Genomic DNA, 15,157 nt, shown 5'->3' on the forward strand with positions numbered 1-15,157 from the left:
GGCGTACTCCTGGGGGGTGTGGCGGGCGCGCCGGGCGGGTGGGCCCCGCGCGGGAAAGGCGACTACTCATTCTAGGCGACGCGCGCTGGGGCGCTGCTTTGCGTTACGCCGGGGGTGGGGGTGGTGGATGTCGCGTGGTCGATGTCGCGTGGTGGACTTCGCGTGGTCGATGTCGCGTGGTGAATGTCGCGTGGTTGCGTCGAGGGCGGTGGCTACATGGCGTGGCGATGGGGGTGGGTACATAGCCTGGCGTTGCGCAGCGGGCAGCGGGCAGCGGGCAGCGGGCAGCGGGGTACGGTGGGGCGCTGCGGGCACTCGCGCGACACATTTGCGAAATGTCTGCCTCGTAGGCTGCACGCGAGTCAATCGAACCTGATTGCCGCGACCCGAGGAGACCGCCGTGAGTGGAGCCGCACCAATCGTTCGTAACCTGGCCGACCTGTCGGGCTTTCTGATCAGCAAAGATGACACCGTTGTTCTTGCCGAACTCGCGGGGCCCGCGCAGGGCAGTTCGACCAGCGTTTTTCTCGAGATCTGGGAGCCGGGAGGCGCACAGCCGCTGAATTCGCACGCGGATTCGGCCGAGATCTTCATCGTGCTGGCCGGTACCGCGGTGGCGCACTCAGATGACGCTTCGCTCGCGCTCGTCCCGGGAGACGTGCTCACGCTGCAGCCCGGGTCGGAGCACCGCATTCTGAACGGTTCGGCGACCGAAAAGCTGTACACGATCACGATCATGGCGAACGACGGCGGATTCGCCTCGCTCGTGACGGGTGGCACGCGGGTTCCGCTGGCGGCGTCCGATGTCGACGTGCTCGTGCGGGGGCTGGCAAGCTGAGGCGCCGCGACTGTCGGCGACGCTGACGACGCTGACGCTGACGCCGACGCTGACGCCGACGCCGACGACGCAAAATCGTAGGAGAATCGCGACTAGTGGTGACGTATAGGGGCCACAGATAGCGATTCTCCGCTTTTTTGCACCGAAACTGCCGTCGCGGGGCGGGCACGACGAACCGGGCGCGAAGCCGCCACTGCGAGCAGGCCGGCCAGGCGCGAGGCGGTCACGGCGAGCAGGCGGGTCAGGCGCGCGCGGTTGCCAGGGCTAGCAGGGCGAGGTCGGAGGCGCGGGAGCCGAGAAGGCAGAGTCCGACGGGGAGAGTTCCGACGCGGCCGTAGGGCAAGCTAAGGGCGGGAAGGCCGGAGAGCGACGCGAGGCAGGTCAGGCGCAGGGTTGCGCTGCGCACGCGATCGATTTCGGCGGGATCTGCCGAGAGGGAGGGCGCCGCGCTCGAGGTCGAGGGCAGCGCGAGAGCTGAGCCGGGCGGCACGGCGGCCTCCAGAGCGGTCGTTGCGCGGATCAGAACGGCGCGCGCCTGGTCGGCCTCGGCGACCGTGATGCGGCTGGCCGCCTCGAAACGCGCTGCAATGGCGGGGTCGAGCGCCCCGGGGTTGGCTGTGACGAAGGGGGCGTCTTCGACCCAGGCCTCGAATTGCTGCAGCAGCCGAAACGACTTGAACCAGCGCTCGAGATCGGCCGCAGAGAATGCGGTGGCCGGGTCGATGAACTGCACCGTAGCGCCCGAGTTGAGCGCCAGGGCGCGCACCGCCGCCTGAAAGGTAAGCTGGGCATCCGCATCGGCGAGCGCGACGACGGTCGGGTCGATGAGGATTCGGGTGATCGGGGTGGCGGCATCGGTCGCCGCCGGGGCCGAGGCCGGGGTGGATGTGGCGGGCGCCGGCGGGATGGCGGCCGGTGGCGCGTCGTCCGAGACAGGAGCCGGAGCGGCGGGAGGCGCATCGGTGATGGGCTCGGGGCCGGATGGCGCGGCAGTCGAGGGTTCGAGCCCCGGCGCGGCCGCGGAGGGCCACGGTGCGACAGCAGTGGCGCCCGGCGCGGCTGCGGATGGCCCCGGCGCGACAGCAGAGGCGACGGACCCGGGCGCAGGGGCAGTCGCGGCGACGGCGGGAGGCGCGAAGGCTGACGACACGGCCGCAAACGGAGGAACGGGCATCCGCTCACCTGTTGCGAGGAGGGCCTCGACGCCGCGCTCGAGCGTCGACAGGTCGCGCGCCAGCAGGCCGACGGTGTCGAAGCTGGGCGCGAGGCCGATCAGGCCGGCACGCGAGACGGCGTTGTGCGTGGTGCGCAGACCGTAAAGCCCGGTGTACGAGCCGGGAACGCGGATGGAGCCGGCGGTGTCGGTTCCGAGGCCGAGGTCGGCCAGGCCGAGGGCGACGGCGGAGGCGGGGCCGCTGGTGGATCCACCGGAGATGCGACCGGGCGCCGCGGGGTTCGGCGGGGTGCCGTAGTGCACGTTCGTGCCCGCGATCGAGAAGGCGAGTTCGTCGGTCTGGGCGAGGCCGGTGATTTCGGCTCCGGCGTCGATGAGGGCCTGCACGGCCGGAGCGGTGGCTGTTTCGGGCGCGCGAGCAGCCGCGAAGGCCGGGTTTCCGGCGCCGATCGTTTCGCCCTCGATGGCGAACAGGTCTTTCACGGCGACGCGGATGCCCGCCAGCGGCCCCACGTGCGCTCCGTCGCCCGGGTACGCGTTCGATGCGACGAGCGGGCGCCGCTCGGGGGGTGTCGCCCAAATGGCGCGTTCTTCGGTGTGCGTGAGTGCTGGTTCGCCGAACTGCACCCCCGGAACCGTGGAAACGTGAGCGACGGTGACGGCCCACGGCGAGTCGGCGTCGGGGCGCTGCCAGAGCTGCGTCTGGCTGCCGGTTCCCCGGTCGCCGCGCACCGACTCGGCCACGATCAGCGCCGCGTTGTCGTCGATGGGGCGCAGGTGCACGCGGCGCAGGTATCGCTGCGGCACGGGTGGCCGGGCGGCGCGGAAGGCGGCGATGGCGTCGTGCCCGACTAGCGCGGAGCCGGCCTCGCTGCGCACGGTCAGAAGTCCGTCGGCGAAAAGCACGTCGAGCTCGGGCACGTCGTTGGTCATGAGCGCGCGTTCGTAGCGCCAGAAGGCGGCGAAGAGGGTGGGGTCGCCGAACCAGTCCGGGGCGGTGGGTGGGGTGGCGAGCGACCGGGCTGCAGTCTCGCCGCTCATCGGTCTCGGTTCGGAATCGGTGGGGTGGGCATCCGGTGTCGGCGAGGCGTCGGGATCGGTGAGGTGGGCATCCGGTGTCGGCGATGCGTCGGAATCGGTGGGGTGGGCATCCGGTGCCGGCGAGGCGTCGGGGTCGGTGGGGCGAGCATCCGGTGCCGGCGGTGCGTTGGGGTCGCGCGGGGCAGCGGGCTCGGAGGGCGGCCCGGGCTCGATGGGTTGTCCGGGAACGGGAGGACGCCAGCGCATGGCGGCTCCCCTACCGCTCGACCAGGCGGCGGCCTTCGAAGGCGCGACCGAGGGTGACCTCGTCGGCGTATTCGAGGTCGCCACCGACGGGGAGGCCGGAGGCGAGGCGCGTGACGCGGATCTCGAGCGTCGTGAGCAGCCGCGAGAGGTACGCGGCGGTGGCCTCGCCCTCGAGGTTCGGGTCGGTGGCGATGATCACCTCTTCGATGGTGGCGTCGGCGAGGCGCTGCATGAGCTCGCGGATGCGCAGGTTGTCGGGGCCGATGCCGTCGATGGGGCTGATGGCTCCGCCGAGCACGTGGTAACGCCCGCGGAACTCGCGGGTGCGTTCGATGGCGACGACGTCTTTCGCCTCCTCGACGACGCAGATCACCGTCAGCGAACGACGCGGATCACGGCAGATGGAGCAGGTGTCTTGCTCGGCGACGTTTCCGCAGATCGAGCAAAAGTGCACCTTGTCGCGAATCTCGAGCAGTACCTCGGCGAGACGCGTCACGTCGAACGTCTCGGTCTGCAAGATGTGAAACGCGATGCGCTGAGCTGACTTCGGGCCGATGCCGGGCAGGCGCCCGAGCTCGTCGATCAGTTCTTGAACGATTCCTTCGTACACGGTCAGCCCTCCCGACCTGGGCCGGCACCGGGTGCGGCGCGGGGGGCGACGGGCCGTTCTTCGACGAAGCTGGCGCCGAGGATCTCGCGCACGACGGCCTCGCCGTAACGCTGCTTCTCGCCGAACTGGGGCACGGGGCGAGTGGGCGCAGGTCTGGCGGGCGGAGCGGAGCTGGCGGCCGGGGTGGTGTTCGTGGCCGGGGCGGCGGGGGCCGAGCTGGCCGAGCGGGTGGCTGTGTTGGGCGGGGTGGCGCGCTGCGGGGCGGAGCCAGCCGATGCGGCGGCTCCGGATGCCCGGGGTTCCGTCGAAGCGGACACCTCGGATGCCCGGCCCGAGCTCGAGGCGCCCGACGTGCCCGTGGCGTTCGGGTCGCCGAGGTTCACCCGCCGAAAGTCGGAGGGGTCAAAATCGGTGGGCCCGTCGTCGAGCGGAACATCGTCGGAGGGCGAGTACCATCCGTCGGCAGCAGCAGCGAAATCGGGCACGCTTTCGGGGATGTCGTCGGGAAGGTCGGCCGGGGCGTCAAAATCGGCGCGCTGCGCGGATGCCGGGGCCGCGGATACCCGGGCGGCCGGGATTCTGACGGGGATGGCACCGACCGGCACGGGCTCGTCGCCCGGCTCGGGCGCAGAGGTGGGGATGGCGACGGTCGGCCACGACACCGTCGGAGACGCGGTCGCCGCGGTCGCTGGGGACTTTGAGGGAGCCGAAGTCGCGGAGGTCGCCGTGCCGGCGGGCGCAGCGGCACGGGACCCCGGCGCCGGGCGCGAACTCGCCGAACGCTGGGGGGCGGGCGCGGTGCGTGCGGGCGCGGTAGGCGCGGGCGTCGAAGGTACGGCTACAGCGGGTGCAGGCGTCGAAGGTACGGCTGCAGCGGGTGCAGGTGTCGAAGGTACGGCTGCCGAGGGTGCGAGCGCAGTGGGCGCGGGCGTCGAGGATACGGCTGCCGAGGGTGCGAGCGCAGTGGGCGCGGGCGTCGAGGATACGGCTGCAGCGGGTGCGAGCGCCGTCGCATCGGCGCCGGGCGCGCTGACGCCGGCCGGCGCGGCGGCAGCGCTGGGGGCGCTGGCGGGCGCGGGCGTCGCCGGGGCTGTGCCCGATGTCGAGGTAGCAGTCTGGGGCGCCCCCGGGGCAGAACTCGAGGGTGCTGAACTCGCCGTGCCCGATCTCGATGCGCCAGAACTCGCGAGACCCGAACCCGACGGGCCCGAACCCGCGAGACCCGAACCCGACGCGCCAGAACCCGCGAGACCCGAACCCGACGCGCCCGAACCCGCGGGACCGGAACCCGAGCTCGACGGGCCAGAACTCGAGGGGCCAGAACTCGACGTCGAGCCGGAGGCATCGACGCGGGCGATGAACTTCACGCGGAGCCCGATGACGTCGACGATGGCCCGACGCAGGTACTCGCTGACGCCCTGTCCGGGGGCCTGCTGCTGCTTGAAGCTCGCTACGTCGTTCTCGCTGGGAAAGCTCAGGGTGAGTACGTCGCCCTCGAGTGCACGCACGGTGGCGGTGTACACGACCATCCACGCGCCGCGTTTCGCTTTCTGCACCGCTTCGAGAATCTCGGGCCACGCGTCTCTGAGGAGTTGGGCCGTAGGCGGGCCGGCGACCGAGGAGGTCTCGGCGGCGGTGGTCGGCGCGCTCGATGAAGAAGGCGCAGCAGGCGCGCTGGACGAATCGTTCGCGTCGGACTGAGCAACAGCCGGCGCAGAAGGAGAGGCCGGCGCAGGCGCAGCAACCCCCGAGGAAGACGACACAGCGGACGTCGACGAGGCAACCGATACCGTGAGCGCACCGGCACCGGCCCCCGCAGCCGCGCCGGCACCACCGGCACCCGCACCGCCAGTACCGAACTCGCGAGCGGCGCCCGCACGGGCATCCGCTTCGACCGGCGTGTTCTGGCCCACAGCATTCTGGCCCACGGTGTTCTGGCCGACACCGACACGGCGCTCGAGCCGCTCGACGCGTGCAAGTGCCCCGCGCGCCGAGTCGTCGCTCGCCGGAACCAGCACCCGCGCGATCATCAACTCGAGGTGCAATCGCGGCGATGTGGCACCCGTCATCTCGGTGAGCGCCGCGTTCACGATGTCGGCGGTACGCGAGAGCTCGGCCGAGCCGAACAACGCCGCCTGCTGCTGCATCTGCAGAATGTCGTCGCTGGGCATGCCGCGCAGCACCGCCGCCGCGCCCTCTGCCGAGTTCGAGGCCGCCACGATGATGACGTCTCGCAGCCTCTCGAGCAGGTCTTCAACGAAGCGCCGGGGATCTTGGCCGGTCTGGATGACCCGGTCGACGGCCCCGAACGCCGCCGCAGCATCGTGGTCGCCGAGGGCATCGATGACCTCGCCGAGCAGCGAGGCGTGCGTGTAGCCGAGCAGAGCGACCGCACGCTCGTACTCGATACGGTTGCTCTCGGAGCCGGCGATGAGCTGGTCGAGCAGCGACAGGGTGTCACGAGCAGACCCGCCGCCGGCCCGCACGACGAGCGGCAGAACGCCGGGCGCCACGGCGACACCCTCGATCTCGCAGAGGGCCGAGACATACTCGAGCAACTGCGCCGGCGGGATGAGCCGGAACGGATAGTGGTGCGTGCGCGACCGGATGGTTCCGATGACCTTGTCAGGCTCGGTCGTCGCGAAGATGAACTTGATGTGCTCTGGCGGCTCTTCGACGATCTTCAGCAGTGCATTGAAGCCCTGCGGCGTGACCATGTGCGCCTCGTCGAGAATGAAGATCTTGTAGCGGTCACGAGCAGGCGCGAACACCGCACGCTCACGCAGGTCGCGGGCGTCGTCGACACCGTTGTGGCTCGCTGCGTCGATCTCGACGACGTCGAGCGAACCCGACCCGTCGCGCGACAGCTCCACACAGCTCGGGCACACCCCGCACGGAGTGTCGGTCGGCCCCTCGGCACAGTTCAGGCACCGCGCCAGAATGCGCGCCGACGTCGTCTTGCCGCACCCGCGCGGCCCCGAGAACAGGTAGGCGTGATTGACCCGATTCGTGCGCAGGGCAGTCATCAGCGGCTCAGTCACCTGAGACTGGCCGATCATCTCGCCGAAAGTCTCAGGCCTGTAGCGACGGTAGAGGGCTGTGACCATGGCACCAATCGTATCCGCCACCGCCGACACCAGGCTCCCTCAGCGACAACCCTGTGGAGATCTCGCCAGCAGCGAAGACTGTTACTGCTGAGAGGCCGAAGAGAACCGCTCAAGCGCGATCGAAAGGCCTTCTATCGTCACGTCCGCAGGATCGAGTTGCTGCCGCAGAAGCTCAGCGAGTTCGCACACGTCTCGGCGCGTCGAAGCGATGAGTTCATCAACGGAGCCCTCGTCTATGACGACCTTGCCCTGCAGAACCTTCACAGAGCTACGAGAGCGCTCGAACACGAGCCAGAACGATGATGCAGTCGCCTCGAAGAGTTCTCGACGGGCACCGGTCTCTGATGCGACCACCACCGCGACGACCATCAGCAGGTCGGCGACTGAGGATCCGAGCATCATCGAGGCGTTCGGCCTTCGACCGTGAGAGGTCGCCATCCCTCTATTGCCGCGCACGGTCAGGTCACAGAGGGTCAGCCCTGCGCTGGGCTCCTCGAGTGGCTCGAATCCGAAAAAATTAAACTCCAACATTGCACCACACCAAGACAAGCAACTGCATAAATTGAGCTTATCTCTCTATAACCGACCCGTTCGGGAGTATCAGGCTTTTCTAAGACGAGGGTTACGAGCGCACGGGCGACTGGATGCCCGGGGCATTCGCACTCGAAAGACCCGCGCCGAGCATCCGCAGCAGGCGCGGCGAATCGAGAGCGGGCAGCACGACCTCCACCAGCACGAGTTTGTCGGTCGTTCGAGTGGCGAGGGCGAGGGCATCCACCAGCTCGGCCTCGGTGCGTACGGTCGCCGTGACGGCCCGGTCGGGGGCGCCGAACGCGGTGGGGAGGGCGGTGTAGTTCCAGGGCGTCACGTCTTGGTAGACGGCATACGGGCTCTGGATCGCGCGCTCGATGGTGTATCCGCCGTTGTTCAGCACGAAGATCACGGGAGTGTGGCCGCGGTGCAGCATCGTCGCGAGCTCTTGGATGGTGAGCTGGGCCGATCCGTCGCCGATGAGCAAGACGGCGCGCTTCTCAGGCGCCGCCACGCAGACGCCGAGCGTGGCGGGCAGGGTGAAACCGATCGACGACCAGATGGGCTGGCCGAGCAGGTCGCAGTGGTCGGGCAGCGTGAGGTCGATGGCGCCGAAGAAGGAGGTGCCGGCCTCGGCGATGAGGGTGGTGTCTGGGGCGAGAAAGCCCTCGATTCCGCGCCAGAAGGTCTCGTGGTCGAGGGGTGCGGCGGCGGGCGTTGCGGCTCCCGCGGCGGGCGTTGCGGCTCCCGCCGCGGGCGCAAGGCCGGCAGCGGGCGCAGAGCAAGCGGGCGCGGAGCCGGCGGCGGGGGTACCCGCATCCAGGCCCGCGGCAGAGGCACTCGCGGCGGGGGCGCCGGGTGCCGCCGAGCGGGGCTCGCCGTGCGCCACGACGGCGGAAGGCGTCGGAACGCCCAGCGAGATCGGCGCGACGGGGTCGAGCCGGGCATCCTGCAGCACATCGTCGACGATGCGCAGGGAGTCGGCGAGGCTGACCCCGAAGAAGGTGGTTTCGCCGACGCGAGCCCAGGTGGTGGCGAGTTCGACGGCGTGGTCGGGGTCGAATCGGTGGGTGAAGAAGCCGGTGAGCAGGTCGCTGAGCACGGTTCCGGCCAGAATGAGCAGGGGGGCCTCGTCGACCGCGCGGCGGGCCGCCTCGACCCGGGTGTGAGCGCCGAGGTACGTGCCGAGGCTGGCCGGGTGCGACTCGTCGAGAATGGCTTTCGACCCGCTCTGGGTCGCCACGTAGACGCCGGAAGCGTCGGCGACTCGTCGAACGACGGGCTCGAGGGACGCCCGGTGCACCCGTGGCCCGACCAGTAACGTGACGCTCGTGGCTGAGTAGACGGCCTCGCGCAGAGCCTCGGCGAAGCGTTCGAGCTGCCGCGGGGAGCTGCCGAACCGCTCGAGCGGATCGCGCAGATTCGCCGACGAGACGAGCGCGACCGCGACGTCGGCGGGCACCCCGATGTAGACGGGCTTCGACTCGGTGAGCGCGGTGAGCAGCAAACGGTCGATGTCGGCGGGGGCCGTCTGCGTCTTCAGCACCACCGAGGCCGCAGTCACCTCGTCGTAGGCGCGCACGAAGTGATCGAACACGCCGTCGGCGAGGGTGTGGTGCAGCAGCGCGCCCTGAGTCTGGGCGGTGGTGCTGGGCATTCCGGTGATCTGCACGACCGGAACGTCTTCGGCGAAACTGCCGGCCACCCCGTTGATGGCGCTGAGCTCGCCGACGCCGAAGGTGGTGACGAGGGCGCCGATTCCGCGGCGGATGCGCGCGTAGCCGTCTGCCGCATAGGCGGCGTTGAGTTCGTTGGTGGTGCCGATCCACTCGACGCCGTGGACGGCGAGCATCTCGTCGAGCAGGCTCAGGTTGAAGTCGCCGGGCAGGCCGAAGAGGTGCGGGGCGCCGAGCTGCGCGAGGCGGGTGGCGAGGTAGGCGCCGACGGTGATGCGGGCGGGGAGGGTGGCGCTGGGGGTGCTGGGGGTGTTCTCGGGCGCGGACATGGGCGCCGTTGTGTTGGCGGGCGCGGGGGCGGTCGTTTTGGCGGGTGCGGGGTCGCTGGCCGGCGCGGCCGCGGCCGGTGGGGCCTGCAGCGCGCCGATCGCAGCGGGTTGCTGGGCCTGCGGGGCGTGGATGCTCGTCGGGTGCGTCATAGGCACAATGCAAACGTCAGGCGGCCGATTGCACAAGAGACGCGCTTTCTATTGATCATCATGACTAGTCTGAGTGCATCCGCCCGACAGATTGCGAACAGTATGATCACCCTCGACTCCACCGATCGGCGCATTCTTGCAGCCCTCGACGACGACCCGCGCGCGCCGGTGCTGCTGCTCGCTCAGCGCCTCGGGCTCGCCCGCGGAACGGTGCACACCCGGCTCGAACGCCTCGCGGCCGAGAACGTGTTGCGCGCTCACAGCGTGCGCATCGAGCCGGCGGCGGCCGGGTTCACCCTGCGCGCCTTCGTGACCGCCGAGGTGGATCAGGCGAAGTTCGACCAGACGATCCGGGCGCTGGCGGGCATCCATGAGGTCGTCGAATGCTCGGCGATCGCGGGCGCTGACGACATCATCTGCCAGGTCGTCGCCCGTGATGCCGACGATTTGTATGAGGTCGGGCAGCGGGTGCTGCGCTGCCCCGGAATCCGCCGCACCTCGACGTCGATCGTGCTGCGCCAGCTCATGCCCTACCGAACGGCGCAGCTGCTGGCCGACTGACGCGGGCCACCGTGGGGTCGGCGGGCCGCCTCGGCGCGCGGTGTCGGCGGCGCGGTTCCGGCGGCGCGGTTCCGGCGGCGCGGTTCCGGCGGCGCGGTTTCCGGCGGCGCGGTAGTTTGGCGCACGCGCGCCCGTTCGAACTACCGCAGATGCGCCAAACTACCGCGCGGGCAGACTGGCGAGCGGGCTCAGCGCGGACACGGCCGCCTGCCACCGGCCCCACATAGGCTGGAGTGATGCAGATTCGGCCGTTCATCCTTACCGACACGGATGCCGTCATCGCCCTCTGGCACGAGTGCGGACTGACTCGGCCGTGGAACGACCCGCTGAAAGACATCGAGCGCAAGCTCACCGTGCAACCGGAGCTGTTTCTCGTCGGCATCGAGGGTGACCTGGCTGCAGGTGGCGACGGCAGCCGTACGAGCGACGGCGGCAGCAGCAGTGGCAGTGGCAGCAGCGCTAGCCGCGCGGGGATCAGCGGCAGCAACGGCAGGCTCGGCGGGAGCGGTACGGGCAGCGGCAGCACGGGCAGCGGCATCGGCACGGTCGGCGGCAGCGACACGATCGTCGGCACCGCGATGGTCGGCTTCGACGGACACCGCGGCTGGATCAACTACCTCGCCGTGAGTCCCGCTTGGCAGCGGCGCGGCTATGCGCGGCAACTGATGACCGAGGCCGAGGCCCTGCTGACGGCTCGCGGATGCCCGAAGCTCAACCTCCAGGTACGCTCCGGCAATTCGGCGGCCGAGGCTTTCTACCGCGCCCTCGGCTACGTGGACGATCACACCGTCAGCTTCGGCAAGCGCCTCATCCCCGACTGATTCCTGGCCGCAGTGGTGGTTCACCCACGTCAGCAGCGAGCCACGGCCCGCGAGCCACGGTGACAGCGACAAATGCGGACGAGAGCGACCACCGCACAGGCTCATCTCGACCGAAACAGTCGCTCTCGCGAACGGGCGGAGTGGCGCGGAGTAAGCACGAGCGCAAAGCCGCCACGTCGGGCCACCGCGAACCGCAGAACCGCAGAACCGCAGAACCGCACGTAGCCGCGGAATAGGCACAGCCCCGCCCGCGAAGCGCCGCCTCAGGCCACCGCAGAGCGCAACCTCACACCGCCCTCACACCCCGGCAGAGCGCACCCTCACACCATCCGAGAGCCGCACCCTCACACCACCCAAGAGCCGCACCCTCACAACCCCGGCAAAACGCACCCTCACACCACCCAAGAGCCGCACCCTCACACCCCGGCAAAACGCACCCTCACACCACCCAAGAGCCGCACCCTCACACCCCGGCAGAGCGCACCCTCACACCACCCAAGAGCCGCACCCTCACACCCCGGCAGAGCGCACCCTCACACCACCCGAGAGCCGCACCCTCGCACCACCCGAAAGCGCAACCCCCCACCCCTGCAAAGCGCCACCCCACACCAGCCGACAGCGCGACCTCACACCACGGTCAGGCACTGCCGCGCGATCTCGAGCTCTTCGTTCGTGGGAATGACGAGCACCTCGACCGGCGAACCTTCGGGTGAGATGCGGCGGCGACCCCGATCATCCGCTTCGTTGAGGGCAGGGTCGACGCTGATGCCGAGGCGTTCGAGCCCGGCGAGTGCGCCGGCGCGCACGGGCGCGCTGTTCTCCCCGACGCCCGCCGTGAACACGATGGCGTCGACCCCGCCGAGCTCGGCTGAATACGCACCGACGTAGTGCTTGAGGCGGTGCAGGTACACGTCAAGCGCAAGCTGCGCCGCCTCGTCACCGTCGCCCGCAGCGCCGACGACGTCGCGCATGTCCCCGCGGCCGCTGAGCCCGAGCAGACCGCTCTTGCGGTTGAGCAACTCGTCGAGGTCGTCGAAGTCGAGCTTGCCCTTGCGGTGCAAGTGGATGAGCACGGCGGGGTCGATGTCACCCGATCGTGTGCCCATGACGAGACCCTCCACCGGCGTGAGCCCCATCGACGTGTCTATCGACACTCCCCCGTCGACCGCGCACGCCGACGCGCCGTTGCCGAGGTGCAGCACGATGGTCTTCAGCGAGTCGAGCGACCGGCCAAGAAATTCGGCTGTCGCCTCGGAGACGAACTTGTGCGAGGTTCCGTGAAACCCGTACCGGCGAATGCGGTACTTGTCGGCGAGCTCGGCGTCGATGGCGTAGGTGTAGGCCGCGGGCGAAAGCGTCGCGTGAAAGGCAGTATCGAACACTGCAACCTGCGGAATGTCGGGAAAGACCTTCTGGGCGGCGTTGATGCCCTGCAGATTCGCGGGGTTATGCAGCGGTGCCAGGTCGGAAAGGTCTTCGATGTTGATCTTGACCAGATCGGTGACGACCGTCGGGCCGAAGAACCGCTTGCCGCCGTGCACGACGCGGTGCCCGATGGCGACCGGCGGGTTCTCGGTCAGCGACGGACCCTTCTCTTCGAAGGTGTCGATCATCGACTGGAACGCAGCGGCGTGGTCGCGAACCTCGCCCGGCTGCCCGATCCGTTCGATCAGGCCACTCGCCAATACCGATTCCGTCGACATCTCGATGAGCTGATACTTCAGCGACGATGACCCGCTGTTCACCACGAGAACCGTGCTCACGCGGAGACCTCCTGTTCGGAGGCGGGAGCCCCGCCCTGCTCAGAGGCGAGAGCGCTGCCCTGCTCAGATGCGAGGGCCCCGTCGGCCGCGACAGCCTCATCGACAGCACCCGCCCCGTCGAGCAGCGCCGAAGCGGCGGCGTCGCCGGTCGCCGCTTGTATCGCGGTGATGGCGATGGTGTTCACGATGTCGGCGACCAGCGCGCCTCGCGAGAGGTCGTTGATCGGCTTGTTGAGCCCCTGCAGCACCGGGCCGACGGCGATCGCGCCGGCGCTACGCTGAACCGCCTTGTACGTGTTGTTGCCCGTATTGAGGTCGGGAAAGATGAACACCGTTGCGCGGCCGGCTACGTTCGAGTCGGGCATCTTGGCCGCAGCGACCGCCGCGTCGGCCGCGGCGTCGTACTGAATCGGACCCTCGACGAGCAACTCCGGCCGGCGCTGCCGTACCAGCGCGGTGGCTTCACGAACCTTCTCGACGTCGGCACCGGCACCGGATGCCCCCGTGGAGTACGACAGCATCGCCACCCGAGGCTCGATTCCGAACTGCACCGCGGTCTCTGACGACGAGACAGCGATATCGGCCAATTGCTCGGCTGTCGGATCGGGAATCACGGCGCAGTCGCCGTACACCAGCACTCGGTCGGCGAGCGCCATCAAGAAGACGCTCGACACCACCGACACCTCGGGGCGCGTCTTGATGATCTCGAACGCCGGGCGAATGGTGTGCGCGGTGGTATGCGCCGCACCCGACACCATGCCGTCGGCCAGACCCAGCTGCACCATCATCGTGCCGAAGTACGACACGTCGGTGACGGTATCGCGCGCCATGTCGAGGGTGATTCCGCGGTGGGCGCGGATGCTCGAGTACTCCGCCGCGAACCGCTCTCGCAGCTCGGGGTCGAACGGACTGACGACGGCGGCCGCGTCGAGGTCTACCCCGAGGCTTCGGGCTCGGGAACGCACATCGTCTTCTTCGCCCAGAATGGTGAGCCGCGCTATGCCCCGAGTCAGCACGGTGGCCGCCGCGCGGAGCACCCGATCATCCGTTCCCTCGGGCAGCACGATGTGCTTCTTCACCGAGCGAGCCCGGTCGATGAGCCCGTACTCGAACATCAGCGGGGTCACGACGGCCGAAGAACTCACGTCGAGCAGTTCGAGCAGCCTGGCCCCGTCGACGTATTGCTCGAAGAGAGCGAGGGCGCTGTCGTACTTGCGCTGTGAGTCGGCGGCGAGGCGGCCGCGGGTGCCGGTGATGCGCACCGCAGTGTCGTACGTGCCCAGGGGCGTCGTGATGATGGGGAGGGTCGTGTTCAGCCCGTCGATGAGCCGCTCGATGGGCTCGGGCAGCTCAAAACCGCCGTTCAGGATGATGCCCGAGATGCTCGGAAAGTTCGCCGACGCGTTCGCCATGAGTACGGCGAGCATCACCTCAGTACGATCGCCGGGAATGACGACCACGGCACCGTCGGTGAGGCGCGGAAGCACATTGACGGTCGACATTCCCGCAATGAGAACCCCGAGTGCCTCACGCGCCAGGAGGCGCGGGTCGCCCTTGATCATGGTGCCGTGCGTCGACTCGACCAGATTCGCCATGCTCGGCGCTACCAGGAGCCGGTCTTCGGGAATCGACCAGACCGGAACCCGCGGTGCCCGGCGGCCGGGCGCGGCCGACACCGCGGCGGCGACACGAAGGCCGGCGAAGGCCTCACTGGCCGCGCGGCCGACAGCGTCTCTGATCTTCTCGAGGTTCTCGGGGTCCGAGCGATTCGCGACGATGCCGAGCAGGGTCGCGTGGGCGGCCTTCAACTCCACGAGCGCCAGCTCGGTGATGTGCCGCATGTCGTCAGGCGTGCGCGGTTCGGAGTGCCCCAGCATCTCGGTCGAACCCTGGCTCGCCCGCCCGCCGAGCACCAACAGCACGGGCGCACCGAGGTTCGCCGCGATGCGGGCGTTGAAGGTGAGCTCAGTGGGGCTGCCGACGTCGGTGTAGTCGGAGCCGAGAATGACGACAGAATCGCAGAGCCGTTCGACCTCTTTATAGCGCTCGACGATGCGCGAAAGCGCCTCATCGGGGTCTTCGTGCACGTCGTCGTACGACACCCCGATGACCTGCTCGTAGCCGAGATCGATGCTGTCGTGCGCCAGCAGCATCTCGAGCACGTAATCGGGTTCGGAGACCGACCGAGCGATCGGCCGGAACACACCGACCCGCCCGACACTGCGGCCGAGCACGTCGAGCACACCCAGCGCAATCGTCGACTTGCCCGAATGCCCTTCGGCTGAGGTGATGTAGATGCTGCGGGCCACG

10 protein-coding genes are annotated in these 15,157 nt (G+C 69.3%); 3 read left to right on the forward strand and 7 right to left on the reverse strand.

Annotation, left to right across the window (positions count from 1 at the left end; all coding sequences use genetic code 11):
• Positions 1 to 400: 400 nt before the first annotated feature.
• Positions 401 to 838, forward strand: coding sequence for a cupin domain-containing protein (locus LQ955_RS12735; protein WP_231024898.1), 438 nt, complete (start codon positions 401 to 403; stop codon positions 836 to 838).
• 241 nt (positions 839 to 1,079) lie between these two features.
• Here the strand turns inward: LQ955_RS12735 and LQ955_RS12740 are convergent, their stop codons facing one another.
• The 5 genes from LQ955_RS12740 to LQ955_RS12760 all read right to left on the reverse strand — a co-directional run bounded on the left by LQ955_RS12740 (position 1,080) and on the right by LQ955_RS12760 (position 9,702).
• Positions 1,080 to 3,299: an AtzH-like domain-containing protein gene (locus LQ955_RS12740; protein ID WP_231024899.1), complete on the reverse strand. Its 2,220-nt coding sequence runs from the start codon at positions 3,297 to 3,299 to the stop codon at positions 1,080 to 1,082.
• A gap of 10 nt (positions 3,300 to 3,309) precedes the next feature.
• Entirely contained in the window at positions 3,310 to 3,909 is a 600-nt protein-coding gene (gene recR, locus LQ955_RS12745) for a recombination mediator RecR (protein ID WP_231024900.1), read from the reverse strand.
• A 2-nt stretch (positions 3,910 to 3,911) separates the two neighbouring features.
• A complete protein-coding gene (locus LQ955_RS12750) occupies positions 3,912 to 7,016 on the reverse strand; it encodes a DNA polymerase III subunit gamma and tau (RefSeq protein WP_313788349.1) in 3,105 nt (1,034 codons plus the stop codon).
• A gap of 81 nt (positions 7,017 to 7,097) precedes the next feature.
• Positions 7,098 to 7,454 (reverse strand): hypothetical protein, encoded by a 357-nt coding sequence (locus LQ955_RS12755; RefSeq protein WP_231024901.1) that lies wholly within the window; start codon positions 7,452 to 7,454, stop codon positions 7,098 to 7,100.
• A gap of 184 nt (positions 7,455 to 7,638) precedes the next feature.
• The gene (locus tag LQ955_RS12760) at positions 7,639 to 9,702 is read right to left on the reverse strand and encodes an alpha-keto acid decarboxylase family protein (protein WP_231024902.1); all 2,064 of its coding nucleotides are present in this window, start codon (positions 9,700 to 9,702) and stop codon (positions 7,639 to 7,641) included.
• A 102-nt stretch (positions 9,703 to 9,804) separates the two neighbouring features.
• Here LQ955_RS12760 and LQ955_RS12765 point away from each other — a divergent pair, with 102 nt between their 5' ends.
• Both LQ955_RS12765 and LQ955_RS12770 read left to right on the forward strand, forming a co-directional pair.
• Positions 9,805 to 10,263, forward strand: coding sequence for an Lrp/AsnC family transcriptional regulator (locus LQ955_RS12765; RefSeq protein WP_231024903.1), 459 nt, complete (start codon positions 9,805 to 9,807; stop codon positions 10,261 to 10,263).
• Positions 10,264 to 10,499: 236 nt separating this feature from the next.
• The gene (locus tag LQ955_RS12770) at positions 10,500 to 11,084 is read left to right on the forward strand and encodes a GNAT family N-acetyltransferase (RefSeq protein WP_231024904.1); all 585 of its coding nucleotides are present in this window, start codon (positions 10,500 to 10,502) and stop codon (positions 11,082 to 11,084) included.
• Between the two features lie 626 nt (positions 11,085 to 11,710).
• Here LQ955_RS12770 and LQ955_RS12775 read toward each other — a convergent pair.
• Positions 11,711 to 12,847, reverse strand: a complete 1,137-nt coding sequence (locus LQ955_RS12775) for an acetate/propionate family kinase (RefSeq protein WP_231024905.1) — start codon at positions 12,845 to 12,847, stop codon at positions 11,711 to 11,713.
• Complete coding sequence (pta, locus tag LQ955_RS12780) at positions 12,844 to 15,156, reverse strand: phosphate acetyltransferase (RefSeq protein ID WP_231024906.1); 2,313 nt, start codon at positions 15,154 to 15,156, stop codon at positions 12,844 to 12,846. Before pta ends, LQ955_RS12775 begins: the two co-directional genes overlap by 4 nt.
• Position 15,157 lies beyond the last annotated feature (1 nt).

It is taken from the genome of Subtercola endophyticus (assembly GCF_021044565.1).
GTDB classification, from domain to species: domain Bacteria; phylum Actinomycetota; class Actinomycetes; order Actinomycetales; family Microbacteriaceae; genus Subtercola; species Subtercola endophyticus.

Excerpts from the sequence above, each read along its gene's own strand:
- LQ955_RS12770 (WP_231024904.1), top strand. The coding sequence starts at position 10,500 with ATGCAGATTCGGCCGTTCATCCTTACCGACACGGATGCCGTCATCGCC.
- LQ955_RS12755 (WP_231024901.1), bottom strand. The coding sequence starts at position 7,454 with ATGGCGACCTCTCACGGTCGAAGGCCGAACGCCTCGATGATGCTCGGA.
- LQ955_RS12760 (WP_231024902.1), bottom strand. The coding sequence starts at position 9,702 with ATGACGCACCCGACGAGCATCCACGCCCCGCAGGCCCAGCAACCCGCT.
- LQ955_RS12740 (WP_231024899.1), bottom strand. The coding sequence starts at position 3,299 with ATGCGCTGGCGTCCTCCCGTTCCCGGACAACCCATCGAGCCCGGGCCG.
- LQ955_RS12750 (WP_313788349.1), bottom strand. The coding sequence starts at position 7,016 with ATGGTCACAGCCCTCTACCGTCGCTACAGGCCTGAGACTTTCGGCGAG.
- LQ955_RS12765 (WP_231024903.1), top strand. The coding sequence starts at position 9,805 with ATGATCACCCTCGACTCCACCGATCGGCGCATTCTTGCAGCCCTCGAC.